24 protein-coding genes are annotated in these 25387 nt (G+C 51.6%); 2 read left to right on the top strand and 22 right to left on the bottom strand.

The window, feature by feature from the left end; genetic code table 11:
- Positions 1 to 170 precede the first annotated feature (170 nt).
- The 11 genes from EDM54_RS23470 to hpf all read right to left on the bottom strand — a co-directional run bounded on the left by EDM54_RS23470 (position 171) and on the right by hpf (position 11911).
- On the bottom strand, positions 171 to 1352 hold the full coding sequence (locus EDM54_RS23470) for an aspartate aminotransferase family protein (RefSeq protein ID WP_003388285.1): 1182 nt from the start codon (positions 1350 to 1352) through the stop codon (positions 171 to 173).
- Between the two features lie 12 nt (positions 1353 to 1364).
- Positions 1365 to 2177, bottom strand: a complete 813-nt coding sequence (argB, locus tag EDM54_RS23465; RefSeq protein ID WP_003388286.1) for an acetylglutamate kinase — start codon at positions 2175 to 2177, stop codon at positions 1365 to 1367.
- Between the two features lie 12 nt (positions 2178 to 2189).
- Positions 2190 to 3230 carry an N-acetyl-gamma-glutamyl-phosphate reductase gene (argC, locus tag EDM54_RS23460; RefSeq protein WP_122958878.1) on the bottom strand — a complete coding sequence of 347 codons (1041 nt, stop codon included), beginning with the start codon at positions 3228 to 3230 and terminating at the stop codon, positions 2190 to 2192.
- A 212-nt stretch (positions 3231 to 3442) separates the two neighbouring features.
- A complete protein-coding gene (gene cccB / locus EDM54_RS23455) occupies positions 3443 to 3805 on the bottom strand; it encodes a cytochrome c551 (RefSeq protein WP_003388288.1) in 363 nt (120 codons plus the stop codon).
- Positions 3806 to 3885: 80 nt separating this feature from the next.
- Entirely contained in the window at positions 3886 to 4155 is a 270-nt protein-coding gene (locus tag EDM54_RS23450) for a YciI family protein (RefSeq protein ID WP_024984017.1), read from the bottom strand.
- Positions 4156 to 4203: 48 nt separating this feature from the next.
- Entirely contained in the window at positions 4204 to 4956 is a 753-nt protein-coding gene (locus EDM54_RS23445; protein WP_122958877.1) for a glycerophosphodiester phosphodiesterase, read from the bottom strand.
- Between the two features lie 35 nt (positions 4957 to 4991).
- Positions 4992 to 6117 (bottom strand): peptide chain release factor 2 gene (gene prfB, locus EDM54_RS23440; protein ID WP_122958876.1). Its coding sequence is split into 2 segments (ribosomal slippage): positions 4992 to 6035 and positions 6037 to 6117, totalling 1125 coding nucleotides; the frame shifts between segments, so codons are not numbered across the junction.
- 75 nt (positions 6118 to 6192) lie between these two features.
- Entirely contained in the window at positions 6193 to 6735 is a 543-nt protein-coding gene (locus EDM54_RS23435) for a hypothetical protein (RefSeq protein ID WP_003388292.1), read from the bottom strand.
- Between the two features lie 52 nt (positions 6736 to 6787).
- Positions 6788 to 8221 (bottom strand): S8 family serine peptidase, encoded by a 1434-nt coding sequence (locus EDM54_RS23430; protein ID WP_003388293.1) that lies wholly within the window; start codon positions 8219 to 8221, stop codon positions 6788 to 6790.
- 253 nt (positions 8222 to 8474) lie between these two features.
- Positions 8475 to 10997, bottom strand: a complete 2523-nt coding sequence (gene secA2, locus EDM54_RS23425; RefSeq protein ID WP_003388295.1) for an accessory Sec system translocase SecA2 — start codon at positions 10995 to 10997, stop codon at positions 8475 to 8477.
- Between the two features lie 353 nt (positions 10998 to 11350).
- Positions 11351 to 11911 carry a ribosome hibernation-promoting factor, HPF/YfiA family gene (gene hpf, locus EDM54_RS23420; RefSeq protein ID WP_003388296.1) on the bottom strand — a complete coding sequence of 187 codons (561 nt, stop codon included), beginning with the start codon at positions 11909 to 11911 and terminating at the stop codon, positions 11351 to 11353.
- A gap of 205 nt (positions 11912 to 12116) precedes the next feature.
- Here hpf and EDM54_RS23415 point away from each other — a divergent pair, with 205 nt between their 5' ends.
- The gene (locus EDM54_RS23415) at positions 12117 to 13169 is read left to right on the top strand and encodes an HD-GYP domain-containing protein (RefSeq protein WP_122958874.1); all 1053 of its coding nucleotides are present in this window, start codon (positions 12117 to 12119) and stop codon (positions 13167 to 13169) included.
- 86 nt (positions 13170 to 13255) lie between these two features.
- Here the strand turns inward: EDM54_RS23415 and EDM54_RS23410 are convergent, their stop codons facing one another.
- The 5 genes from EDM54_RS23410 to EDM54_RS23390 all read right to left on the bottom strand — a co-directional run bounded on the left by EDM54_RS23410 (position 13256) and on the right by EDM54_RS23390 (position 17014).
- Positions 13256 to 13453, bottom strand: a complete 198-nt coding sequence (locus tag EDM54_RS23410) for a cold shock domain-containing protein (RefSeq protein WP_003388298.1) — start codon at positions 13451 to 13453, stop codon at positions 13256 to 13258.
- A 94-nt stretch (positions 13454 to 13547) separates the two neighbouring features.
- Positions 13548 to 14222 (bottom strand): amino acid ABC transporter permease, encoded by a 675-nt coding sequence (locus EDM54_RS23405; RefSeq protein WP_024984022.1) that lies wholly within the window; start codon positions 14220 to 14222, stop codon positions 13548 to 13550.
- A gap of 86 nt (positions 14223 to 14308) precedes the next feature.
- The gene (locus tag EDM54_RS23400; protein ID WP_003388300.1) at positions 14309 to 15118 is read right to left on the bottom strand and encodes a basic amino acid ABC transporter substrate-binding protein; all 810 of its coding nucleotides are present in this window, start codon (positions 15116 to 15118) and stop codon (positions 14309 to 14311) included.
- Between the two features lie 296 nt (positions 15119 to 15414).
- The gene (locus EDM54_RS23395) at positions 15415 to 16212 is read right to left on the bottom strand and encodes an OmpA/MotB family protein (protein ID WP_024984023.1); all 798 of its coding nucleotides are present in this window, start codon (positions 16210 to 16212) and stop codon (positions 15415 to 15417) included.
- The gene (locus EDM54_RS23390; RefSeq protein ID WP_003388302.1) at positions 16205 to 17014 is read right to left on the bottom strand and encodes a motility protein A; all 810 of its coding nucleotides are present in this window, start codon (positions 17012 to 17014) and stop codon (positions 16205 to 16207) included. Before EDM54_RS23390 ends, EDM54_RS23395 begins: the two co-directional genes overlap by 8 nt.
- A gap of 128 nt (positions 17015 to 17142) precedes the next feature.
- On the opposite strand from EDM54_RS23390, the gene EDM54_RS23385 reads away from it, so the two are divergent.
- The gene (locus tag EDM54_RS23385; protein ID WP_003388303.1) at positions 17143 to 17349 is read left to right on the top strand and encodes a hypothetical protein; all 207 of its coding nucleotides are present in this window, start codon (positions 17143 to 17145) and stop codon (positions 17347 to 17349) included.
- 75 nt (positions 17350 to 17424) lie between these two features.
- Here the strand turns inward: EDM54_RS23385 and EDM54_RS23380 are convergent, their stop codons facing one another.
- From EDM54_RS23380 to EDM54_RS23355, 6 genes are all read right to left on the bottom strand, one after another.
- Complete coding sequence (locus tag EDM54_RS23380; protein WP_122958873.1) at positions 17425 to 18843, bottom strand: serine hydrolase domain-containing protein; 1419 nt, start codon at positions 18841 to 18843, stop codon at positions 17425 to 17427.
- A gap of 79 nt (positions 18844 to 18922) precedes the next feature.
- Complete coding sequence (locus tag EDM54_RS23375; protein ID WP_122958872.1) at positions 18923 to 20554, bottom strand: peptide ABC transporter substrate-binding protein; 1632 nt, start codon at positions 20552 to 20554, stop codon at positions 18923 to 18925.
- 497 nt (positions 20555 to 21051) lie between these two features.
- Positions 21052 to 21489, bottom strand: a complete 438-nt coding sequence (locus EDM54_RS23370; protein ID WP_003388307.1) for a YaaR family protein — start codon at positions 21487 to 21489, stop codon at positions 21052 to 21054.
- A gap of 43 nt (positions 21490 to 21532) precedes the next feature.
- On the bottom strand, positions 21533 to 21835 hold the full coding sequence (locus EDM54_RS23365; protein ID WP_003388308.1) for an EscU/YscU/HrcU family type III secretion system export apparatus switch protein: 303 nt from the start codon (positions 21833 to 21835) through the stop codon (positions 21533 to 21535).
- Positions 21832 to 23982 (bottom strand): flagellar hook-length control protein FliK, encoded by a 2151-nt coding sequence (locus tag EDM54_RS23360; protein WP_122958871.1) that lies wholly within the window; start codon positions 23980 to 23982, stop codon positions 21832 to 21834. The genes EDM54_RS23365 and EDM54_RS23360 overlap by 4 nt, the downstream gene beginning before the upstream one ends.
- A 211-nt stretch (positions 23983 to 24193) precedes the next feature.
- On the bottom strand, positions 24194 to 25138 hold the full coding sequence (locus tag EDM54_RS23355) for a DUF2920 family protein (RefSeq protein ID WP_122958870.1): 945 nt from the start codon (positions 25136 to 25138) through the stop codon (positions 24194 to 24196).
- Between the last annotated feature and the right edge of the window lie 249 nt (positions 25139 to 25387).

Genomic DNA, 25387 nt, shown 5'->3' with positions numbered 1-25387 from the left:
ATTTATGCAACTTACTGTATTAATATACATTTATGATTATAAAAATGCAACGAGTTTTTTATCTTTTCCTACTCGTTGCAACTATTTTCCTGCTGTCTTTTGCGTGGCCATAAAGCTTCTCTTCACTGGCACGCGTACACGTCTTGCCCACCGTCCCCTCTATTTGAAAGCTACGCTTGGGCGATCGCTTCCTTTAGCACCGCTGCTGCCTGTGCCACTTCATTTTCCGTTGTAATAAACGACGGCAGCATCCGTATGACCTGAGGTCCCGCGAGCAACAGCAGCAGCCCTTTTTCCCGCGCGTAATCCAGTACAGGAGCTGCCGGGATCGAAAGCTCCATCCCCAAAAGCAGGCCCTTGCCTCTGATTTCGACCACTTTGTCCGGAAAGGCTGCCTTGATTTGCTGCAAGCTGCTTACCAGCAGCTGATGCAGCTCGTTCACCCGCTCCAGCATTGCGTCTTCCTCGATGGTTTCCAGCGTGGCCAAACCTGCAGCCATAGCGAGCGGATTGCCGCCGAAGGTCGTCCCGTGGGTGCCGGGGGCAAATGCCTGAGCCGCTTCCTCGGTAGCCAGAACGGCGCCGATCGGGAATCCGCTGCCAAGTCCCTTTGCAAGCGAAATCGCATCGGGCAAAATGCCGTATTGCTGAAAAGCAAACCAGGTGCCGGTCCGTCCGATGCCGGTCTGCACCTCATCGATCAAAAGCAGCAGGCCGTGTTCGTCGCAAATCTGGCGGAGCCCTTTGACAAATTTCTCATATGCAGGATGCACGCCGCCTTCCCCTTGCACCAGCTCAAGCATGATGGCGCATGTCTTTTCATTTACGGCTTCATGCACCGCCGCCAGATCATTGTAGGGAATAGTTACGAATCCCTCGGGAAGCGGCAGGAAGCCGTCTTTTACCTTCTCCTGGCCTGTGGCGGTCAGGGTCGCCAGCGTCCTCCCGTGAAACGACTGGCCAAACGTAATGATTTCGTAGCGGTCTGTCCCTTTCACCTTCTGTGCATAGCGGCGTGCCAGCTTGATCAGGCCTTCGTTCGCCTCGGCGCCGCTGTTGCAAAATAGTGTCCGTGAAAGACCCGACAGCTCGCTCAGCTTTGCCGCCAGCTTCTCCTGGCCGGGAACGTGGAACAGATTGGAGCAATGCCAGAGCATATCCAGCTGTTCATGCAGCTTGCCGGCTACTTTTGTCGGCACATGTCCCAAGGACGTAACGGCAATCCCCGAGATGAAGTCCAAATATTCCTTGCCCGCCTCGTCCCAGACCCGGTTTCCCTTCCCTTTTACGAGGTGTATCGGCCATCTTGCATAGTTATTCATCAAATGGAGTGGAGCAGTCGTCGTACTCATGGTTTCTCCTCCTCAACGTGCTGCTTGATTTTTTTCGGCTGCGGCAGCCACGATTGCCGTGCCGGCCGGTTCACCCTGACAAACCTTAAGCAAATCTTCCGCTGTGCCGCGGCATATGACGACCTGCGCTACCCCGGCGGAAAGCGCATCGAGCGCAGCCTGCACCTTGGGGATCATTCCGCCTGTGATCATTCCCTCGCTGATCATGCGTCCGATTTCAGCCTCATCCGTTTTGGAAACAAGCGCTTTGGTGCCATCCGCCTCCGGCTTTAAAATGCCCGGAACGTCCGTCACCATGATCAGGCTTTCGGCTCTCAATGCAGCGGCAATCGCTCCTGCCGACACATCGGCGTTTACATTGTACCTCTCTGCCCCGTCAATTCCTGCGGCAAGCGGAGCTATCACCGGCACGTACCCCTGACCGAGAATGGTCCGCGGGATCGCGGCATCTACCGCCTTCACTTCGCCTACCCAGCCCAGCGGCTTTTCCGTCCGTACCGCCGTGAGCATGCTTCCATCCATCCCGCTCACGCCCCACGCTCTCGCTCCGTGTTCTGTCAGGCGTCTGACCAGCCATTTGTTGATCTGGCCGCAGAGCACCATTTCCACAACCTCCAGTGTATCCTCGCAGGTCACGCGGAGGCCGTCCACGAATACGGAAGATATCGCCAGCCGCTCCAGCATGCTGTTGATGGCGGGTCCCCCTCCATGGACGATCACGAGCTGCTTCCCCATTTTCTGAAGCCGTGCAATTGTTTGAAAAAAGCTCCCGGGTAGCTGCTCCATCGTGCTGCCCCCGCATTTTATGACGACAATGCCCTGCATTTTATACCTCCTCTACGGGAAAAGCGGTACGAGCGGCAAACCGGCTGTCTCCGGCAGCCCAAGCATGATGTTCATGTTTTGCACCGCCTGACCTGCCGCTCCTTTGACGACGTTATCGATTACGGAAAGCACAATGACCCGGCCGGTTCTATCATCTACATGCAGCGCGATGTCGCAATAGTTGGAACCATACACCTCTTTGGTGCGCGGATGACTGCCCGGCTGACGAAGGCGGACAAACGGCTTTCCCGCATAGGAGGACTGGTAAAGCTCCTGAAGCTCGGAAAGAGCGGCTGCCTTCTCCAGTTGTCCATAGGCCGTCACCAGGATTCCCCGCGTCATCGGCACGAGATGGGGTGTGAACTGGATGAGCTGCTCCAGCTCTGCCTGCCCCGTCAACTCCTGCTCAATCTCGGGCGTATGCTGGTGGGACGAGACCTTGTATGCATGGATGCTTTCATTGATTTCACTGTAGTGAACCCCGAGCGAAACACCCCGTCCTGCCCCGGAAACACCTGATTTGGCGTCGATGATCCAGCTTTTCGGGTTGACCCAGCCCGATTTTGCCAGCGGAATCATTCCCAGCAGTGCAGCAGTCGGATAGCAGCCCGGATTGGCGATCAGCTCTGCTCCTGCAATCTCTTCCTTTTTCCATTCGGACAAGCCGTAAACTGCTTTCTGCAGCCATTCGTCCGCCGCCGGCTGCCGCTTGTACCATTGCGTGTAGGCAGCACCGTCCTTCAAACGGAAATCACCGGACAGGTCAATCACTTTTGCGCCGTTCTTGACCAGCTCTGGCGAGAGCTCAGCACTGACCCCTGCAGGCGTAGCGAGAAAAATGACGTCGTTGTCCGCTCCCATTTGCCCGGCATCTATTTTCGCCAGGACGGGAAGCTCCAGTGCCTGCACGTGAGGAAACACGCTTGCCAGCGACTCTCCTTCTGACGTACTGGAATATAAATTGGCCACCTGCACGTGAGGATGGCCGGCCAAAAGACGTATCAGCTCGACACCGCTGTAACCAGTTGCCCCGACAATTCCGACCCGGATCATAGTCCCTCTCCCCATCTGTATTTTTATACAAAAATAATAATAAACATTCATCCAAAAAACAACCCTTGCCATAGAAAAAGCGCCCGACAATTTATCGGACGCTTTGTTCCATGCATGTTTTTGCAGGTCCCGAGCGATGCATATGTTCGACTACCGCCATGCAGCGCTACAACGTGTGCCGAGTGAAGCGCACGTTCTGATTGATATGACAGCTATTTCTTGTCGGCGAGCCAAGCAGCCACCGTCTCGGCGTCTTGATCCTTGACTAGGCCGCCGGGCATGCCGCCTTTTCCGTTTTTCAGGATCTCCAGAATCTGCTCCTTGGTGTACTTGCCGCCAACCTGGGTCAAATTCGGACCGACTGAGCCGGACAAATCCTGTCCATGGCAGCTGGCGCAATTGTTTTTAAACAGCGTTTCAGCCGTCGCCGCATCGTACCCGCCAGTAGGAGCGGTTGGGGTCGTCTCTCCGGCTGGCTGATTGGCAGGCGGCTGGGCTTGGTTGCCTCCTCCGCCACAAGCACTCAAAAATAGAACAAGCGCAACAGTAAGGACAGATATTGGGAAGCGCTTCATGGCTGTTCCCTCCTTATTGAAGAATATTTCTTCGCTAAGTATGCCTCTGCTGCGCTCTATTCATTCTCCATTTGGTCAACTTATCCCAGAGGAAAATTTAAAGGACTCCATTCGCGCAATTCCAGCGTTCGAGCTCCTTCCTTCACCACCGGATCAGCCTGAGCCAATCGAAGCGCTTCTTCCTGCGTATCCGCTTTATAGATGACCAGACCTCCCTGCTTGTCCGTAAATGGGCCGGCCATCACTACTTTTCCCTGCTTGTACAAATCGTTGATGTAGTCCAAGTGGGCCGGACGCACTTTTGCGTTCAAATCCTGATCGATGATGGACAGCATAGCGACGTAGAGCATTTTTTTCTCCTTCTTCCTTTTGCTTGTCTCTTTCCATGCAGAAGCGCATTAGATCCGAGGTGAAACCCGATGCCCGCTCATTTGCCGCACCTCGCGAGGCTTGTTGGTCATGATCGCATCGATGCCGAACGCCGTCAGCCTGGCCACATCCTCCGGCTCGTCGACGGTGTAGGCAAAAACGCGAAGGCCAGCCGCGTGTGCCTGCCGGGCGATTTCCGCCGTAATCAGACCATGCCAGAGATGCAGCGAATATACCGGGTACGGCAGCGACCGCACGTAGGCAACCGGGTCGTACAGCCTCGCTTCGTACAGCAGCCCCAGATACAAGGCAGGCTCCCGCCGATGCACCTCTTCCAGAACCTGATGGTCAAAGGAGGATACGATCAACGAGAGCTTGTTTTTCCACATGCATAATTGTTCGGCCACTGCGGTGCCGATTCCTTCGTACCATGCAGGACCGTTTTTTATCTCTACATTCACAGTGGCTCCCTCGGGCAGAAGCGCCAACACGTCTGCCAGCTCCGGAACCTTTTGTTCCGAGAACTCGGGACTGAACCAGGCTCCTGCCGACAGTGCGGAAAGCTCGGCCATTGTCTTTTCGCCAACGGGGCCAAAGCCGCTGGTGGTCCGCTCCAGAGTGTGATCGTGAATAACACAAAGACGCCCGTCTGTTGTCAGTTGGACGTCTAGTTCTACCTTGTCTGCTTGTTGCTCCATGGCCATGGAAAAGGCAGCACAGGTGTTTTCCGGGGCATCATGTGATGCCCCGCGATGACCGAGAATCAACGGCTTTCCCTTCATGGAAGCCTCCCCCGCTTCTTGCTGTCCGAAAAGAGTCATGCCTGTTCCGGACGGTTGATTTGCGAACGGAGATATGCATCGATAAACGAATCGATGTCCCCGTCCATGACAGCCTGCACGTTTCCAACCTCCACATTGGTGCGGTGATCCTTGACCAGGCTGTATGGGTGAAACACGTAGGAGCGAATCTGGCTGCCCCAGGCGATATCCTTTTGCTCCCCCTGAATCGCCTGCAGTGTTTTCTCCTGCTCTTCCCGCTTCTTTTCAAACAGACGGGCTGCCAGCATTTTCATCGCCCGCTCGCGGTTTTTGATCTGGGAGCGCTCCGTCTGGCAGGTCACGACAATGCCGGTCGGAAGGTGCGTGATCCGGACAGCGGAGTCGGTCGTGTTGATGTGCTGACCTCCCGCACCGCTGGAGCGGTAGGTGTCGATCTTCAAATCTTCCGTACGGATGTTCACCTCTGTGTCATCCTCGATCTCAGGCAGGACATTGCAGGAAACAAAGGAGGTGTGACGGCGCCCCGACGAATCGAACGGGGAGATTCGGACCAGACGATGGACGCCTTTTTCCGATTTGAGGTAGCCGTATGCATTATGCCCCTTGATCAAGAGCGTAACGCTTTTAACCCCCGCTTCATCCCCTGGCAGGTAATCCAGCGTCTCCACCTTGAAGCCCTTGGATTCCCCCCAGCGTGTGTACATGCGCAGCAGCATGGACGCCCAGTCCTGGGATTCCGTACCGCCTGCACCCGGATGAAGCTCGAGAATGGCGTTGTTTTTATCGTACTGGTCGCTGAGCAGCAGCTCCAGCTCGAAGCTTTCAAATTCCTTTTTCAGCGCCTGGGTGCTGTCGTACACATCCTGAATCATCGAATCGTCGCCTTCTTCGATGATCAGTTCCAGCATGACCTGCAAATCCTCGTATTGGGCATCCAGCTTGCCCATGGTCTCGACCAGACCCTTCAAGGCGTTCAGCTCGCTGATCGTCTTTTGGGCAGCGTCGTTGTCGTCCCAGAAGTCCGGAGCCAGCATGCGCTCCTCCAGCTCACCGATCCTCTCTTGCTTGACTGGGAGGTCAAAGAGACCCCCTAATATCCGCTAAACGTTTAGCCATGCTCGACATCTCTTGCTTGATGTCCGCAATATCAATTAATGCCATGTGCGAATCACCTACTCTTCATTATGCTATGTATCATTGTACCGTAATTCGGCGGATTCGCAACATGACCGGTGATCACGAATTGGGACCCAAATAACGGAAGCCTTGGCTTCCCGGCAGATTTGGCGGTGCCGGAGCGGATCTTGTCTCTTGCGGCTCGTTCGGGCTTGCAGACGCTTTTTCCGGTCGAGCCATCCTGCCTAGCAAATGGAGGATCGACAACCCTGCACGCTTCTTCTTTTGCCTTGTTCTCACGCTGTTTGTGCTGCGGGAGAATAATCCGTTCCCCATCTGGCTGCCTCTTCCCGTGTCCGTGATGAATGCAGCTTGCAAAGGCAGCTCAATGCCCCAGTTGGGCTCGGGAAGCTCGGTTGTCAGCCTGTGATCGTCAAAGACCGGGCTTTGGACACCGACCAGCACCTGATTGTGAGCATCTGCTTCCCCGCCCCCCTCAGCCGAAGCATCCTCTGCTGCTGTTGCAGCCGCATGCGCTTTGTCTGTAAACAGGTACCCCCCTTGAGCGTCCTGCATTCTCCGCTTTAGTATCTTCCACGTCTCGTCGATTCTCTCGAGGATGAATTGCGCCTGAACACCCATTACGTTTCCTGTCGTTCTCATGCTTCATTCCCCCGTTCAGCATCTAGTTTTTCAAGCTGATGTAAACCATTGTTTACTCCGTCAGCGCGTTGTAAATATTTGCTTCCCCAGCCCCGAAGTACTTGTCTTGTCCTCGCTTCCCGAAGTCCTCCGCTGTTTTCTTGATCAACGCTGCCACCTGGGACGGCTTCATATCCGGATGTTCCGATTTGATCACGGCTGCAATTCCGGCCACCTTGGGCGCTGCCATCGACGTGCCGTGCATAAATGCGTACCCCTTCAGATTAGAGGTAAAGTAAGGCGGCAAGTACGTCGGATAGGTGGAGAAGGCGCGATAGCGGAAGTCGCGTTTATCCAGATAGTCTCCTTTCGGGTCTTGGCGGTACAGTCTGTCGTATTCCGGTCCATTGTCTCCGCCCGGTGCAGCTATATCGATCGGGTTGCCGTAGTTGGAGTAAAAGGCGATTTCGTCTTCGGACCATTCATTGGACGACGATACGGTGATCACCCCTGGGATTTGTGCCGGTACTACCCGGGATGGCCCTTTGATATCGAGGCCGTAGGTTTCCTTCCAATATTCCTGCATATCGTGCAGACTTCCCAGGTTTCTTGAGTCGTTGCCGGCAGCGACGACGACTGTGACACCTTTTTTCACCGCGTACTGGACAGCCCTGTGGTAAGCCACCATCGAGGCGGAGTCTCCTTTTTCACCGTAGTTGTGAGCCATCCACCTCCAGCCGCCGAGGCTCATATTGACAACGTCCACCCCATCATTGGCTGCCTCCACCAATGCGTCCGTAATCCAGGACTGCTGGGCGCCGCCTGTTGCCCCGAACACCCGGTAGGCTCGCACAGTCAGGTTGGGGCCCACCCCGAGCATCTTGCCATTGGCTGCGATGGAACCGGCAACATGCGTGCCATGTCCGTTTTGGTCCCATGCGTCCTTCGTCCCCGGCACAAATGTCTTGCTGCCCTCTTCATCCGCATTGTCCCGCAGGTCCGGATGGTCGAAGTCCAATCCGGTATCGATAATCCCGACAACCGTTCTTGAGTTTCCTTTGCTGATCTCATGGGATTTGAAGTTATTGGTGATTCGCTTGATATCCCATTGCAAATCGTAATAATTCTGATCGGGATCATCCCAGTCTGGCTGAGGTATATCCGTAATCGGCTGTCCGTCCGCCGCTTCCGGCTCCTCCTCGTCGAGGAAGATTTCCAGCTCCTCCTCCGCTGCCAGCACTTCCTTGTCTTCCCTGATCTTCTCTAAAAAGTCCGGATCATCAGAGGTGGCGGATACGATGCCGACTTCATCGATGACAGTCTCCACTGATCCTCCCGATTCTTCGATTCTCTCTTCCAAATCACTCGGGATGTCGTTTTTATAAGCGATGAGATAGGCCCTTTCCTTGCTTTTCCCCGAAGCCGGGGTCTGTACCACAGAGAGGGCGGAAGCTGCCAAGCCCAATACCAGTGTTGTGCTTAGTACCATTCTCACTGCTCTATTCATCGCTATCATCCTCCATCGAAAATTTGTTGTACTACCGATTGTAAAGATTTTCCCTATTTTTTCTATCAAAATCGTTCGATACAATCCTGCAGTGTCAGACAAACAGCGATCATTTTTCCAACGAAGAAAGCGGGAAAGGGACGAAGCCTGTCTGACGGTCAGGAAGAATAACGAAAAAAACCCACTCTCTCCGGCTTCGGAAAAGAGTGGGTTTCGTTGTTTTCTAGCAAAAATGACAGTGAATCTATCGTTTTTATTGATTCCGTTTCATCTGACGGCGGCGCTCCTGTTCCTCGGCGCGGCGCTGAGCGCGGTTTTTCGGATCGGCGTCACCGGAGGTCTCGCTGTCAGGACGCTCGGATGGACCGGACGTTTTCAGTTGAGACTGATCTGCAGCCTGACCGCGGATCACTTCCTGACGCTCCAGGTTTTGGCTGACCTCTGCTTTCATGATGTACATGGCCACTTCCTCTTCGACGGCAGCGACCATCGACTGGAACATTTCGTAGCCTTCGAATTGGTACTCGCGCAGCGGATCGTTTTGTCCGTAAGCGCGCAGGTGGATACCTTGTCGAAGCTGTTCCATCGCGTCGATGTGATCCATCCACTTGCTGTCGACAGCGCGGAGTACAACGACCTTTTCAAACTCGCGCATCATCTCGCCGATTTCCACTTCGCGCTGCTTGAACTGCTTCAGGACCTCTTCTTTCAGAAGCTCGACGATTTCCTCGGCTTCTTTGCCCTTCAGTTTGTCCGCAGTCATGATCTCATCGTGCAGGAAGCCGTTGTTGGCTGCTTCGGCCAAGCCTTCGAGGTTCCATTCTTCCGGTACCTCTTCCTTCGGACAGAAGTTTTCCACAGTACGGTCGATGACGCTGTAGATCATCGGCAGGACAACTTCGCTCAAATCCGATTGCTCCAAAATATCGCGGCGCTGCTTGTAAATTACTGCGCGCTGCTGGTTCATGACATCGTCGTACTGGAGAACCACTTTACGGGCGTCAAAGTTGGAGCCCTCCACCCGTTTTTGCGCGGATTCGACAGCACGCGTAACGAGTCTGCTTTCGATCGGCATGTCCTCTTCCATTCCGAGGCGGTCCATCATGTTCATGATGTTGTCCGCTCCGAAGCGTCTCATCAGCTCATCCTGCATGGAGAGGAAGAACTGGGAAGAACCCGGGTCGCCCTGACGTCCTGCACGTCCGCGGAGCTGGTTGTCAATCCGGCGGCTCTCATGGCGCTCGGTACCGATAATGTGCAGACCGCCCAGCTCGGCTACGCCTTCGCCCAGCTGAATGTCCGTACCGCGGCCGGCCATGTTCGTCGCGATGGTGACAGCGCCGTACTGACCCGCACGAGCGATAATCTCCGCTTCGCGCGCATGCTGCTTCGCGTTCAACACGTTATGCGGTACGCCCTTTTGCTTGAGCAGCTGCGAGAGCATCTCGGAGTTTTCGATGGAAATCGTACCGACCAGGATCGGCTGGCCTTTTTTATGACGCTCGACGATATCGGCCACGACCGCACGGTACTTGGCCGCTTCGGTTTTGAAAACCAGGTCCGGCAAATCTTGACGGATAACGGGTTTGTTGGTCGGGATCACGACTACATCCAAGCCGTAAATCTTTTTAAACTCTTCTTCCTCTGTTTTGGCTGTACCGGTCATACCGGAGAGCTTTTGGTACATGCGGAAGTAGTTTTGCAAAGTAATCGTCGCCAGCGTCATGCTCTCGCTCTGAACACGGAGCCCTTCCTTGGCTTCAATCGCCTGGTGCAGACCTTCGCTGTAGCGGCGTCCTACCATCAGACGGCCGGTAAATTCATCGACGATGACAACCTCGCCATCCTGCACCACGTAGTCCACGTCGCGCTTAAAGAGCACTTGCGCTTTCAGGGCGGCGGTGATGTGATGGTTGAGAGTCATGTGCGCGGTATCGTACAGGTTTTCAATGTTGAATGCCTGCTCGACCTTGGCCACGCCTTCATCGGTCAATGAAACGATTTTTAATTTTTCGTCCACCGTATAGTCTGTTTCCGCCTCCAGACGCTTCACAAAATGCGAACAGATGTAGTAAAGTTCTGTAGTGCGGTTGGCAGCACCGGAAATGATCAACGGCGTACGCGCTTCGTCGATCAGAATGCTGTCCACCTCGTCAATAATCGCAAAGTAAAGCGGGCGCTGAACCATCTGTTCTTTGTACAGCACCATGTTGTCGCGCAAATAGTCAAAGCCAAACTCGTTGTTGGTACCGTACGTAATATCGCAGTTATAAGCTTCACGCTTTTCTTCCGCAGTCAGACCGTTTTTGTTCAGACCGACTGTAAGTCCGAGGAAATTGTAGAGCTGACCCATGATGGTAGAGTCGCGTTCAGCCAAGTATTCGTTGACGGTTACGACGTGTACGCCCTTGCCCTGCAGCGCATTCAGGTAGGTCGCCAGCGTCGCGACGAGGGTTTTCCCTTCCCCTGTCTTCATCTCGGCAATACGTCCTTCCTGGAGGACCATACCGCCGATCAGCTGCACGTCAAAGTGACGCATGCCCAGAACTCGCTTGGATGCTTCACGGACGACCGCAAACGCTTCGTTTAGAATGTCGTCCAGTGTCTCGCCCTTCGCGAGCCGATTTTTAAATTCCTCCGTCTTCGCCCGCAACTGCTCATCGGACAGTGCTTGTACAGTCGGTTCCAACGCGTTGATCTTTTCTACGCGCTTAAACATCTTTTTGACTTCACGCTCGTTGCTGTCGCCAAAAATCTTTTTTACGAGTCCCAGCATAAGGACACCCCTTCCTAGTGGCAAAACTGCTTCGATTATGCTTCCCTTGCGCAGCCACATCTGCAGTCCCCGTCAGGGGGCTTCCTAGTGGCAAAACTGCTTCGAATAACTTCCCTTGCGCAGCCACATCAGGGTCCTCGAACGGAGGCTTCCCAGTGGCAATCTGCTTTCTATTTCATGTACCCTCCCGCCGAAAAACCATTATAGGCCTTCAGGGGCGATTCCTACTTCCACTTCCATAAAAAGACACTTTTACATATGCGTCTTCCCTAAATTGATATTTTATCAAATGAGAATAGGAGTGCACAAGTAAAGGGAGTTGCCAGAATAAGCAACTCCCTGTTTGACGGGCTTTATTTCGGTTCAATCAATCCGTAGCGACCATCATTTCGGCGGTAAACGACGTTGACGTCGTTCGTGTCGCTGTTTTGGAAAACGAAGAAGCTGTGACCTAGCATATCCATTTGCATGACTGCTTCCTGGGCGTCCATCGGCTTTAAGTTAAAGCGTTTGGTCCGAACAATGTCGATGTCGACATCTTCCCCCTCCTCCAGGTCTTCTGTCAATACGGCGACCGCCTGGCGGCTATTCCCCGCTGCCTTGTTGGTCGATTCGGTACGGAGCTTGCGTATTAATTTGGTTTTATGCTTACGAATCTGTCTTTCCAGCTTTTCTACCACCAAATCAATGGAGGCGTACATATCTTCATGCGTTTCTTCGGCGCGAAGGATTACTCCGCTGAGAGGGATCGTCACCTCGATGGTCCCTTCTCCCTTTAGAACTCTCATCGTAACCTGTACATCTGCAGGGCTAGAGTTTTCAAAGTACTTTGCAAGACGGCCCACTTTCTTTTCTACATACTCTCGAAGTGCTGCGGTAACTTGAATGTTTTCTCCACGAATTTGAAATTTCATGGTTCAAACCTCCTTCCGTCTTTCCTAATACCTATTCCTTACATATGTAAAAAATCCTCCCCGCCAGCTTAAAAAAACCTTTACAAAATGTTTACATCTCTACAAGTTACGACAATTTTCTAGTAAAGCTTTCAAAAACAGCTATGATATACTACGATCATTAGGGAATAATTACCGCGCAAGACAACTGAATGGAGGAATCCTCATGGAAGAGGTAAACCCTTCGCATTCCATTACGGGAAAGACGCTGGCACAAGACGTATACAACGAGAAGGGGCTTTTGCTCCTGCCGGCTGGCGCGGTCTTGCACCAAAGCGATATCCGCTTGCTTTGTGCACACCAGGTCGAACGGGTATATGTAGCCAAGGATGGCGACTTACCAGACCCACCTTCTCCCCTGCTCCATTGGAATGAAGTGGAAGCAGCTCGTGAATACATGGAAGCTGTCAAACAAACAGAGGAGTTGTTCATCCGGATCGCGACCGGTTCCATTCCTCCTCTGCATCAATTCAATCATGTGTTTTATCCGTTGCTGGACGAAATTCTGCAGCGTTGCGGAGTTCAGCGTTTTATTTACGTAAAGGAAGGAACCGCCCAATACACCTACCGCCACTCCCTGCATGTGGGCATTTTGGCTGCATTAATCGGCAAGCTGATGGGACACACGCAGGAAAACATTGTGTTGCTGGGGCAGGCGGGCCTTTTGCATGACGTAGGCAAAATGCTGATACCGGAAGAAATCCTGCTCAAACCGGAGCGGCTGACCGACGAGGAATACGAAGTGATGAAGCAGCATGCCCGGCTCGGGGAGCATCTGCTTCGCCAAATGGAGGGAGCAGACGAGCTGATTGCTCTCTGTGCGCTTCTTCATCACGAACGGCTGGATGGCAGCGGCTATCCCGAAGGACGCACACAGGAGCACATTCCGATCGAATGCCAAATCGTCAGTGTCGCAGACGTATTTGACGCCATTTGCACGGACCGGGTGTATCGCAAGGGAACCTCCCCTTTCGAAGCTGCATCCGTGTTACAAGATTTGGCCTACTCAGGCAAGTTAAACGCCCAGGTTGTCACCCGCTTTATCCATTATGTCGTGATGCTGTATGTAGGGGCAGAAGCTTACCTCAATTCAGGTGATCGCGTGGAAGTCATCATGATTCATACAGATGAGCCGCTGCGGCCTCTCGTACGCCGCAGAGGGGAGTACCTCGATTTGCGTCAACACCGTTCCCTGCACATCCAGAGCATCATCGGCTGACAACAGGCCGTACATGAAAAAATCCCCCATACCATTTGGTACAGGGGGATTTGCTTTTATCGGTGGCTGGCGTTTGCAATCAGAAGCTACGCGATAACAACGTTCGCTGCTTGGGGACCGCGATCCCCTTCCACGATATCAAATTCTACGGTTTGTCCCTCTTCTAATGTACGGAAGCCTTCCTTTTGGATAGCCGAGTAATGTACGAAAACGTCTCCGCCGTCCTCACGCTCAATAAAGCCAAAACCTTTTTCTGCATTAAACCATTTTACTTTGCCTTGCATGCTGATGCACATTCCTTTCTTTTGTAAAAACTTGGGATTTGAAATCCCATGTGAATGACTATATCATCCGCCAAAACGAGAGTCAAATAGTCCCTCACTTGGTTGAATATTTTTTCTCCAGTCCTCTGACGACGATTCTCGACAAGAACAGCGTAAGCACCAGATAGACGGCTGCTTCCGTCAAATACGGAGGGTAGCGCTCCAAGGTGCTTTTGGCTACGCTCATCGCCGCGTAGTTTAATTCCGGCGTGGCGATGACCGCAGTCAGGGAAGAGTCTTTCAACAACGAGATGAATTCATTTCCCAGTGCGGGAAGCATGCGGGTGAACGCCTGAGGAATGACGATCAGCCGCATAGCCATCCCTTTGGTCATCCCGAGAGATCGGGCCGCCTCCATCTGGCCGGGGTCAATGGACTGAATCCCCGCGCGAAAAATTTCAGCGATATACGCTGCTGCATTCAAGGACAATGCAATCATACCGGAATAAATGGCTTCCGGGCTGCTCTGGCCCGGGAAGAATACCTCCCAAATGGAGGGGATAACAGCAAAGTGAATCAACAAAATTTGCACCAGCATCGGAGTTCCCCGAAACAGCTCGACGTAAATCGCGCTGGGAATCCGCAGCCAGGCCTTGCTCGATTGCTTCCCCAAACTGATAAACAGCCCCAGAAGCGTTCCCACGACAGTAGCGATGGCCGTCAGCAGGATTGTATTGAGAATTCCGCGAATGAACAGTTCCCGATAATCGTAAACGACACTCCAGTCCAGAGTTGTATCCTCCCTCCAAGTTGTTTGGCTGTGGACGAAAAAAGCAGCAGGGTACGCCTGTTGACGTACCCGTCCGCGCTTCCCTCTTACTCTTTATTAAAATACTGGTTGTAGATTTCTTGCAGCTTACCGTTTTCCTTGATCTTCTTCAACCCGTCGTTGATCTTGTTCAGGATCTCGGTGTTGCCTTTTTTGACCATGATGCCATAATACTCCTTTTCAAAAGAATCGTCTTTGATCAGTTTGAATTTCTTGTCCTTGATTTTTTTCACGTAATATTGAATGACGCCATTATCGCCGACTACGGCATCCACGCGCCCGTTAAAGAAATCATCCACAGCGGAAGGCATGTCGTCGTATTCCTTCAGCCCTTGATACGTGTCGCCAAATGCTTTCTTTACCACTTCTCCGCCCGTGGTTGCGCCCTGCACGCCGATTTTCTTGCCTTTCAAGTCATCGAGCTTGTTTACCGGTGAGTCCTCGGCAACGAGAATCAACTGGTTGGCTTCGAAATACGGTTCAGAAAAGTCGTACTTTTTCTTGCGCTCTTCGGTGATCGTAATCGACGAGATTCCGATGTCTACGGTCCCTCTGTCCAGACCGTCAAACAAAGGGTCCCAGCCGGTATTCTTCCATTCGACCTTGAAGCCGCCCGCTTCGGCAATCGCGTTTAACACATCGATGTCGTGGCCGGTGATCTTGTTGTCGGCCTCCAGCATTTGAAACGGCGGATACGCTGCGTCGGTACCAACCACGTACACCTTTTCCGCCGTACCTCCTCCTGCCGTGCCGCTGCCGGACGAAGCCTGATTCCCTCCCGTTCCACAGGCGGATACCAACAGCCCTACCCCGACAGTCAAGACAAGCGACGTCAACCATTTCTTCTTCATCTTCATCTGTTCATGTCCCCCTTATCTGTGTCTACCTTGAAAACCTTTTCCCCAGCCTTTGTCCACATCGGCACACCTTTTATTTTGCGTCATCCACAGAGTTGTCCACATTATCCACAGGCCGTTGTGCACAAGCTGGGCATAACTCACCCTTATGCTCGTTCTCCCCAATAAATATGTTTTTTGGCAAGAAAATAGAACAAGGGTTCGTACAAAAAGAAAGAAGGATTCCTATCAGAAATACTTCTCTCTGATGCACGGGAATCCTTCCGAAAACTCATTTTATTTACAGAAAATTTTATTTATTGGCTCTTGTCTGCCAGAATGACAATTTCTACGCGTCGGTTGCGACTGCGATTCTCGGGAGATGTGTTATCTACAAGCGGTTTATACTCTCCCCAACCGGCAACGGTGAATCGATCTGCGGCCAGCCCATGCCCGTCCACCATTTCCCGCATGACCGCAATCGCCCGGGCAGAGGACAGCTCCCAGTTGGACCTAAAAGAGCTGTGCGTAATCGGCACGTCGTCCGTATATCCTTCGATCCGGACCTTGTAAGAAAAGCGCTCCAGGACCTGTGCGACATGATCGATCACCTGCTTTCCATCCTCCCGCAAATCCGCGGAGCCGCTGGAAAACAGAATCTTCTCCGGCAGGCGGACCCTCAAGCCTTCTTCCGTCTCTTCATAGTCGATGTTCTGCTCCTCCAGAGCCGCGGAAAGCGCTGTTCGCACTGTCTCCATATCCCGGTCACTCTTGTCCTCCATATCTACCGGAACGGCCGGCTTGGGCACCGTCTCCCCTGTCTCTCCACCTACTGCAGCCTCCAGCACTCCGCGTCTTGCTTCCAGCTCGTGGACCTGGCGCTGAAGCTCCAGCTTCTGAATGTTCAACAGGTCCAGGCTTTCGTGCACTTTTTGCAGACTTTCCTGCTGGCGGGCCTCCTCTTGCTTGATTTCCTGCATATCGGTCTTGAGCTTGGCCGAATGGGCGGCGGCAACGATGAGGATGATCACGAACAGCAGGGTAAACAAGTCACTATAGCTGATCAGCCAGCTTTTTTCCAGCTCTTTTTCGTCGTACAAGCGATCGTCATGCATGGAGATCCTGCCTTTCGATCGTCCCTTTCATGCTTCCAGGGGTTTTGATGAGGACAAGCTTTTTGTCCCCGGGCAAAAACGAGTTCAATTTTTCAAACAGGACACGCGGCGTCTCCATTCGCTGCAAACCGATGCAGCCTTCCAGATAGAGCCGCTTCTCAAACATTTCCTGATCATACAAGTCCATCAGCCGGTAGTAGCACGGCAGGGCAAACATGTTGGCCAAAAGCGCCCCGTACAGCGTCGCTACGACCGCCGAGCTGAGGCTGTATCCCGTCTGGGTCAAATCATTCAGCGTCTCCAGAACACCCGTCATTCCGAGGAGCGTTCCCACCAGACCCATGCCGGGGGCCAAAAGGCTGACCAGGCGGAAAAAGCCTGCCGCCTGCTGGTAGCGATGCTGTTCGCCCTTCAGCTCGTTTTCGAGAATCATGCGGAGCTCCTCCTCCGGTACTCCTTCGATGGCAAGCAGACTGCCCCGACGGACGAAGGAATCTTTTTCATTTTGCAGCTCTTTTTCCAGCTCAAGATACCCTTGTTCCTTTTGAACCAGTGCGTAGTAATAAAACCGCTTGATCGTCTCCTCCACGTTTCCCTCGCGCCCATGGATCAACAGACGGACGATTTTGCGCACCTCCAGATGCTTGCGCTTGATCGCATACGAGATAAGCACTGACAACCCAACCAGCTCGATAGCCGTCAGGTTCAACAGATCGGACAGGTTTCCTTTCAGGTAAACCGCATGTGTAAAAATAAGCACTACTGCTCCCACCAGCAGGAGCGAGCGTCGTTTCGTCGACAAACCTGTCACCTTCCCACTTGCTTTCTTCTCTTCCTTTATCGGAAATGTTCAGTTTGATTATAATACCAAAGCTTTTCCAATCCGATAAAAAAGTGAAGGGACCCAAATGAAAAAGGAGGGAAACCACAATGGATATGAGTTCTATGATGAGCGCGCAACTGAGCCAGTTGAGACACACTGTCAGCCTCAGCGTCATGAAAATGGCGCAGAACACGATGGCAGCAGGTGCGACAGCGATGATCCAGGACTTTTCTAATGCGCAGCAAAGCGTGCAGCAAGCCGCTCAAGCAGCGCCTCATCCGACAGCCGGAAAAACGATTGACATCAGCGTGTAGGAAAAGAGCAACGGACGCAGGGATCTTCTCCGCGTCCGTTTTTTCTTCATGTTATGCTTTTGAATAGAACGAAAGTCATTGCGCTTTCTTGCGCAGCTGGCGCTTCGCGTATACCGCCCGGTGGACCGCACCTGCTTCATTTCGCACGAACAGCACGGGGATATCCGCTCCTCTGCGGCGAAATACGAACAGATCATTCCCGACCGGCCGCAGCGCATAAGTCGTACCGTCCATTGTCATCTGGCATACTCCGTCTTTTGCTTCCACACTCATTTCCATCCATTCCTGACAAGTATACTCTCCGGCATAATCAGCGAGCTTCTCTGCCGCCAGCGACTGGTCCGCAAAGCGAAACAGCGGAGTCTCAAGCGGTCTATCCAGGACCAGGTTAAGCGCTCCTACGGCTATCTCGCGCACTTCCACGCCGTCGACATTGGTCAGGATGACTCCGGTGATGCCCTTTTCCGGCAACACAAAAATCTGCGAGCTGACCCCTTTTAGCGACCCTCCGTGATCGATCAGCGGCCCGCCAACGGAGTCGGGCACGATCTGCAAGCCGTACCCGTAGTGCCAGCAAGCATCGCATTTCACATGGGGAGTCGTCATCTCGGTCACACTCTCCGGAGAGAGGATGCGCGTCTCTCCTGCCATTCCACCTGTACGGAAAATGTCCAGATACCGGAGCAAATCGGCCACGCTCGATTTCAAAAAGCCTGCGGCCCGCATCGCCGGAGCATCGTGCAGGACTGGGGCGTGGAATACCTCGTTGGCTCCGTTCCGCGTCTTGCGGGTAAACAGCTCTGCTACGTCCCTATGTGCTGCAAGCTGCTCCGGAGTAAACACGCTGCGGTTCATCCCCGCGGGGAGCAGGATGTGTTCCGTCACATACTGTTCAAAGGACATGCCGCTGACGCGCTCTACAATAGCTCCCAACAGCCCGTACACATCGTTGTTGTAGCTGAACGCCTCTCCCGGCCGCCCCAGTACCTCCTCCGGAAACGAGCCGATTTGCTCCATCAGTTCCTCGTACGTATCCACGACAGGGACCGACTCGTCTACACACTCCGGCTCCGTCTCCAGAACCGCGGGGTCTTTTTCCATCGACCGCTTCATGGCGGATGTCAAAAAGGGCAAAGGCGGCATTCCCGGCGTATGGGTCATGAAGTGATGAATCGTCACATCCCGTGTGAATTGGTCTTGCGGCATGCGAAACTGAGGCAGGTAGTCCACGACAGGATCGTCAACAGACAGCTTGCCTGCCTCCTGCAGTTGCATAATGGCCATACAGGTAAACGACTTGGTCACGGAAGCGATGCCAAATATCGTATCCGGCGTGACCGGCTGCTGCTTCTCCACATCGCTGAAGCCAAACGAGCCAAAATAGACCAGCTCTCCGTCCTTGCAGATTCCGATCGCCCCTCCAGGCACCTGGACTTGCTCCATTCGAGCTTGGGCAAATGGTTCAAACTCCTGTTTCCACTCCTGATGATTCATATCGAAAACCTCCTTTCTGCACTTCTATTTGCAGCTATTTGGTCAGGGAAAACATTCTCTGTCACTGCTTTCTACACCTCTATTCCTTGTAGCCCCACTTCATGTCGATATAGCCAAGAGGGTCTACGGTCACGCCTTTGAGCTTGTCGTTTTGCACCCAGACGTTCACATTGCTGTACAGTCCCGTGACTGGCATCTCGTTCATCAAAATCGACTCCGCTTCCTGCAAAAGCTGATTCCGCTTGGTTTCATCCGTTTCCTTGTAGGAGCGGTTGATCAGGTCGTTGTAGGCTTCGCTGTGCCACAGTGTACAGTTGTTGTCGCTGTACTTTTCCATCAGCAGCTCGAGGAAATTGACAGAGTCGTTGTAATCGGCCGTCCACGCTGTTACCGAGATCATGTATTTCCCCTGGGCCTGCTCGTCAAACATCACGTTCATGTCCTTGTTGATCAGCTTCACTTCAATGCCGAGCACTTTTCTCCACTGGCCCTGCAGAGCTTCGGCAATTTTCTTCTGGGCGTCGGAATTAAAGTACAGGTACGTAATTTCCGGCAGCTTTTCAATCCCCAGCTCCTTCATTCCTTCCGCCAAAAGCTGCTTGGCTGTTTCCGCATCGTTGTCCTTGAAATAGCCCTCCGGCTTGAGGGAAGCCGACTGCGGCACCAGCCCGGTCAGAGCTGTCTGTCCGCCCTGCAAAATATTGTCCGCGATCTCCTGGCGGTTGATGGCATACGCAAACGCTTTGCGGATTTTCTCGTTTGTAAACGGCGCCTGCTCCGTCTGGAACAGCAGGTAGTAGGACTGCGCCTTTTGCATCGCCTGCAGCTTGCCCTCTTCTTTCATCGCCGGAATCGCATCTACCGGCAGACTGCTGATCGGCCCGCCAGCCCAGTCCAGCTCGCCCTGGTTAAACATCTCCAGCTCGGTATTGGCATCCTCCACCATAGAAAATTCGATTTTGTCCAGCTTCACGGCTTCCTTGTCCCAGTAATGCTCGTTTTTCACCAGGACGATTTTGCTCTTGTGCTCCCAGGTCTCGATTTTGAAAGGACCGTTGGTGACGATGGTGGCGGCTTCATTGGCCCACTTCTCGTTCCCCTCCACGACCTTTTGGTTTACGGGGTAGTAAAAGGTTGCCAGCGTCAAAAAGTAAGGCGTCGGGTTTTCCAGCTGCACTTCGATCGTTTTGTCGTCGATGACCTTGATCCCGACATCCTCTTTCTTTGCTTTGCCCAGGTTAAAAGCCTTTGCATTGACGATCGGATAGTATTTGTACGCGGAGCTGCTGGCCGTCTTCGGATCAAGTGTCCGGAACCAGGCGTAGGCAAAATCCTTGGCCGTCAGCGGCTCGCCATTGGACCATTTCGACTCTCGCAGGGTAAAGGTATAGGTCTTTTTGTCCTCCGAGATCTTGATGTCGGATGCGACGGAATTGACCGGCTTGCCGTCCTTGTCCAACCGGACCAATGCATCGTAAATGGCCCGGATGTAGACACCCGAGGCGACGTCGTTGGAAAGACCCGCATCCAGCGTTTTGGGCTCCCGGCCATTCATCTGCAGGATTTGTTCCGCTCCGCTTCCTCCCTCTTGCTTTGTGGACGCTTCCGGTTGCTGGGATGAACCGGCCGGCGCAGGCGGACTGCTGCTGCATCCGACCAGTGCCGCGATGAGCAGAAGTGTGGAGCAGAATGAAAAAAAGCTCTTTTTCATCAGATGGACCCCTCCGTATTTTTGATTTTTTCAAATTATCTTGCAATTTTTGTGCCATTTGCAGTGAGCTTGTTGCTTTCTCACGGTATAGGTGCGGTTGCAGCGGTGCATGGCCGTTGTTGAACCATATGCGGTTTTTCTTTTTATTCAATAGTGAATACAAGCGCAGACAAAAATGAAATGAGCTTTTACTTTCCGAGTCTTGCTGTTATTCAATTTGTAATGGAGTTATGCTGTTTTGAATAAGCTGTCTGGACGACAAGTTGGAGAAGCCAGATAACAGATTGTATACGGTTGAGCCGACGATATACAAAAAACCAACCCTACTTTTGGCAAGCGAGGTTGGTTTTTAGGCTACTGGTTCTCCATATCCGTTTTTGTCGCTTCGCGGATCGCTTTTCACTGCATGCAGAAATGTACGTTTCCTTGAGCGGATCACGAGTAACTCCCTGCTGAGGATAACCTGCCAGATCCCGCTTCTCTACCTGTGAAAGACATTACGCATACGTGTTTATCAGCAATCCTTTGATTTCTCCTACCCGTTCCAGAATTCGCAAACCGGGCTCCTGACTTTTCAAGACGGAATCGGTCAGTTCAAGCAGCTTCTTGTCAACTTCCTTGACAATCTTGAAAATACGGGACCGTCCTCTCCGGTTGTAGCCTTGCTGCTCCTCGAGGCTCAGTCCGTTTTTCACCGCGTCGTCAAGAAAGCTCTTTACCAGTGACTTAAATTTCCGAAGATCTCCTACCGTACGTGTATCGGCAAGGATTTTTCCCTGCTCTTCAATCTCTGATATCATTTTTTGAAGACGTTCCGTATTCAGTTGTTGCCGGCCCTTGTTCATCAGTTCCGAAAAAGCCACGCGATCCGCTGGTACATCCTGCTTGGACTTTCGTTGTTCAACGGATATTTGCCCGATCTTGTTTACTTCCATTTATATCCGTACCTTTCTGTCAGCATCTGGTCTGTCTCGCCCATTATCGCCCATTGTATCTTTCCATTTCCTCGATGAGCAAAAGGATTTCGGCCACTACCGAATACAGTTGGGGCGGTATATTTTCCCCCAGATCGATATCAATCAGATTCTTTACAAGCAAAGAATCTTCCTGGAGAGGGATGTCGTTGTCTTTGGCCATAGAGATGATCTTTTCAGCCAGGTGGCCTCTTCCCTGCGCGATGACGGCAGGAACGAAATCGTTTTCCTGATCATAGCGGATAACTGCTGCCATGGGACCATTTATAGCTTGTCTCTGCTTTTGATTGAAAGACTTGCGGATCATATCTTCAGATCAAACCCTTTCGCGGCTGGGTTAGGCTCATTTGGTCGCATCGTATTTGCAGCGGTATTTTGTCCTGCCGGTACTTGCTCTTCTTTTTTCTGCTCGGTAAACTTGGCAAATGACACACCTACTACATTGTAACCGATCTGGGCCAAATTTTCCTTGCATCCGGCTATGATAGAATCCAAACGCTCCCGGATTTGCGGCTGGTCATTTTTAATCGCAATGGACAGATTGCGCTCCACCGCTGTAATGTGAATCCCTGTCGGCCCCAGTTTTTTTGTCTCGATTAAAAAATACAGACTGCAGTTTTCCCAATCGACTTTTTGCCCCTCATTTTTTGACTGAACGTAGAGCTTTACATTTTCGAGTCCGTTTTGGAGCAAAAGCGGCAACTGCATAAACATGCTTTGGGGCTGGTTGCCCGCATCCGGCTTGCTCAGCAGCTGCTGGCCCGTTATGCTTTGCAGCGCTTGCTCTACCGCTTGACCGCCACTGACAGAGGTCGTGCCTTTTTCGCCCGCTTTGGCAAGCTGCAGAAGCGCATGCTTCAGGTTCTTGTGAAGATTCTCCTGAGCGTGCCCCTGGCCCTGGCCCCGTTCGCCCGGATGACGCTCTGTAAACGACTGCGCCAGCTCGCTTTCATAATTCAATCCGAGCGAACGGACAAATTCGAACGTATTGCGGGCAGAGGGCGGATGATTCTGAAAGTGCTGAGCCGTCTCTGCAATCTGGCTAAACAGACGGGAAGCATGCGGGACTTTTTCTGCAAAGATGCTTTGGCCAGTCGCAAAGTGCTGGACTCGTACATCGGACGGCTTCCAGTTTAGTGCGTCCAGCTTTGCTTGGACTCCTTTTAACACTGCTGCCGCCTGGCTGTTTTCCCCTTTCGCCAAGAACCTTCTGGCTTCGGCCAATTCACTGCTTGCCTTTATTAGCTGCTTTTCTGTCTCCATGTCCGTCAGCATCATCATTTCGCTTTTCAAAATCGCTTTGTCAAGCGCATCGATGGTTGATTCCAACAAAGGCTTTACCCCGGCTAAAATGTTCCCCTTATTGGTTTCCGCAACTTTCAGCATGTTGTCGATGTTTCTGACTATCTCCCTTTTTACGCTTTGGAAGTTGGCAGCGGCCTGACTCAGCTTTTGCGTAATTTCCGTGACGACCAAATCCTTTGTCGTCAGAAATGAGGCCATGTGCATCTCAGCTTGATCATCGTAAGCAATTCCGGCAGAAGGAGCGGGATTGCCTGTTTCCTCTGGCGATGCAGCATGTCCGGACATGTGGTTTTGCACCTGATCAAGCCCTTTTTCAAGCGTTCCGGCTGCCACTTGGTTTTTCTGCAAAAGATCGAGCAGGCGATCGCCAAACTTTGCAAGCAACTGATCCAAAGACATCTCTTGATTCAACGCTGCCTTCATCTGGGCAAGAAGTTCCGCGGGGCTTGCTGCGAAAGAGGCATTTCCCGGCAGTCCCACCTTCAAGACACTGTCCGCATCACCTAGCTGGGCAAGTGCGTTCATGAGCAGCAGCCGGGCTTCCTGCTCTCTTCCCGACTGATGAAGTTGAACCGCTTCATACAGGACTTTCCCGAGCTTCTCGCCCATTTCGGCCGTTCCCTTCGGACTCCCAGCCATTTGCTCGCGTATCCTTTGCACAGTCTTGTCGAAGTCCGATTTTTTTTCACAAAAAGAGCTTTCTTGAAATTCCATCTCGGTATCCGTACTTCCAGCACCCTTTTGAACAAGCTCATTCAGAGCCCCGGTCACGGACTTTCCGTGCAGCGCTTCGTGGACAGCCTTCAGCTGCCCAAGCGACACATCCAGCTTTTTATCAGCCAAGGCTTGGACTGTTTCCAGCTTTTGATCCAGACTTCCCGGAGCTTTCCCCATGAATTCCTTTAAATCCTGGACTGCCTGCTCGTTCAGAGAGATTCCGCCATCAAGCAGAATCTTTGCAGACTGCTTCATTTCCGGTGTAGGATCGGTTCCAAGGCCGCGCAAGACGCTGGATACGTCAGGCTGCCCTCCGGCTATAGCAGGCCGGTTCGCCAATGTCCTCCCTTGGGATTCACCTTTATTTTCTTGTATCTGAACACCACTATTGGGCTGAATTTGGTTGGCAGAGGCGGGGTAGTTTACTCTCATTGTTCATCTCTCCCTCGGGATCGCACGAAGCTTTCTCTCTTTTGTTATCGTCAGAATGCGAGAGGGAGTTTACAAAACCATGAAAATAGGGCGTTTAGTGTTTCAACCTCGACCGCGTTTGGTAAATAACAAAGGACAGCTTTCACAGACGCCTCCATCGTGAAACTGCCCTCCTTTCTTAGCTCCGTTACTCAGATATGTCCTTTACCTTTTATTTTGAAAATATGTTTAAGACTGGTACAAATCCACTATAGTCAAAAACATAACTATATAGTTTTGTGTCTAATCGATGATCTTTCAATGTAATAGCATTCTTGTAATTAAAGCTAATGCTGAAATTGGATAATAGGTAATCGAAAAGTAATAAAAAATCTGCATTAAGACCATGAAAGGTAGATTTGAAGATATGATTATCAATTTTATCTTCCGTTATCTCATGTAAAAAACAATTATCCAGCGAGAGACAAAAGCTCCTCTTTTCTTCCAAGGATATTAAACTATCACTTTCTCCATGAAACGAATGAATCATACAATTGTTTTTAAAATCTTTATATAACGATGATAAATTCAGTATTTCAAAATCTTTTATTATAGACTTTGCATAGTAATCAAATAAAGTCATCTTTCCATTCATGTTCAAGGCTCGGTTTCCCTTTAAATAAGCAGGAAATATCCATGCAGAATTATCAACAATTAAAGAAAACAAGTTAGGTGCAAAAACATTACATAAATACGCTAAATATGCACCGTGCGAATGTCCGTAAGCGATTATTTTACTATTATTAAAGGTGTATTTATTATCCTTGATGATTTCAGAAACAATGATTACCGCAGTTATGTTGTCAAGAGCTTGCATTATCCCCATATCATTAAAATTTTTGGATGTTTCCTCCAAATTCTCCTGTTGCATAAACTCCCAGCCAAAATAGTCACATTGTATCGTAACGACATTATATTTATCAGAAAAAACAGAACGCATTTTTTTGTAGACTCTCGAATTCGCATTTGCCCCAAATCCTGGAATGAACAGGAAAAGTCCTGTTTCATTATTAATTCCTTTGTCCGGCTCAGAAAAATATATATTCAACTTTCTCGGTGAGAAGTCATTGTATATATTTGGATGTGCATCAATTGTGATTTCATAGTCCTTTGACATTATGATTCTCCTTAAATAAAGGTAAATTAGAGGTGTACGTAAAGATTGTCTAAGCGTGAAAAACTCTCTGTTCCCACATGCGGAGGTCTCAACATATAACTGCGTTCATAAGTGTTTATGGCAGACTAAAAATGTAGGTTATGGCAGTTAATTTATGCAGACCCGTAGGGGCTGCATAAATTAAAAAACCACTTGCCAACATCCCCTTATCAAAATACACTCCTGTTGGGCATTACAGACGACGGGAGG

This window comes from Brevibacillus borstelensis (assembly GCF_003710865.1).
GTDB lineage: Bacteria > Bacillota > Bacilli > Brevibacillales > Brevibacillaceae > Brevibacillus > Brevibacillus borstelensis.
This window is presented reverse-complemented; position numbering and strand designations above follow the sequence as displayed.

Coding starts and splice junctions, on each gene's coding strand:
- EDM54_RS23470 (WP_003388285.1), bottom strand. CDS start 1,352: ATGAGTACGACGACTGCTCCACTCCATTTGATGAATAACTATGCAAGA.
- argB (WP_003388286.1), bottom strand. CDS start 2,177: ATGCAGGGCATTGTCGTCATAAAATGCGGGGGCAGCACGATGGAGCAG.
- argC (WP_122958878.1), bottom strand. CDS start 3,230: ATGATCCGGGTCGGAATTGTCGGGGCAACTGGTTACAGCGGTGTCGAG.
- cccB (WP_003388288.1), bottom strand. CDS start 3,805: ATGAAGCGCTTCCCAATATCTGTCCTTACTGTTGCGCTTGTTCTATTT.
- EDM54_RS23450 (WP_024984017.1), bottom strand. CDS start 4,155: ATGCTCTACGTCGCTATGCTGTCCATCATCGATCAGGATTTGAACGCA.
- EDM54_RS23445 (WP_122958877.1), bottom strand. CDS start 4,956: ATGAAGGGAAAGCCGTTGATTCTCGGTCATCGCGGGGCATCACATGAT.
- EDM54_RS23435 (WP_003388292.1), bottom strand. CDS start 6,735: ATGAGAACGACAGGAAACGTAATGGGTGTTCAGGCGCAATTCATCCTC.
- EDM54_RS23430 (WP_003388293.1), bottom strand. CDS start 8,221: ATGAATAGAGCAGTGAGAATGGTACTAAGCACAACACTGGTATTGGGC.
- secA2 (WP_003388295.1), bottom strand. CDS start 10,997: ATGCTGGGACTCGTAAAAAAGATTTTTGGCGACAGCAACGAGCGTGAA.
- hpf (WP_003388296.1), bottom strand. CDS start 11,911: ATGAAATTTCAAATTCGTGGAGAAAACATTCAAGTTACCGCAGCACTT.
- EDM54_RS23415 (WP_122958874.1), top strand. CDS start 12,117: ATGGAAGAGGTAAACCCTTCGCATTCCATTACGGGAAAGACGCTGGCA.
- EDM54_RS23410 (WP_003388298.1), bottom strand. CDS start 13,453: ATGCAAGGCAAAGTAAAATGGTTTAATGCAGAAAAAGGTTTTGGCTTT.
- EDM54_RS23400 (WP_003388300.1), bottom strand. CDS start 15,118: ATGAAGATGAAGAAGAAATGGTTGACGTCGCTTGTCTTGACTGTCGGG.
- EDM54_RS23395 (WP_024984023.1), bottom strand. CDS start 16,212: ATGCATGACGATCGCTTGTACGACGAAAAAGAGCTGGAAAAAAGCTGG.
- EDM54_RS23385 (WP_003388303.1), top strand. CDS start 17,143: ATGGATATGAGTTCTATGATGAGCGCGCAACTGAGCCAGTTGAGACAC.
- EDM54_RS23380 (WP_122958873.1), bottom strand. CDS start 18,843: ATGAATCATCAGGAGTGGAAACAGGAGTTTGAACCATTTGCCCAAGCT.
- EDM54_RS23375 (WP_122958872.1), bottom strand. CDS start 20,554: ATGAAAAAGAGCTTTTTTTCATTCTGCTCCACACTTCTGCTCATCGCG.
- EDM54_RS23370 (WP_003388307.1), bottom strand. CDS start 21,489: ATGGAAGTAAACAAGATCGGGCAAATATCCGTTGAACAACGAAAGTCC.
- EDM54_RS23365 (WP_003388308.1), bottom strand. CDS start 21,835: ATGATCCGCAAGTCTTTCAATCAAAAGCAGAGACAAGCTATAAATGGT.
- EDM54_RS23360 (WP_122958871.1), bottom strand. CDS start 23,982: ATGAGAGTAAACTACCCCGCCTCTGCCAACCAAATTCAGCCCAATAGT.
- EDM54_RS23355 (WP_122958870.1), bottom strand. CDS start 25,138: ATGTCAAAGGACTATGAAATCACAATTGATGCACATCCAAATATATAC.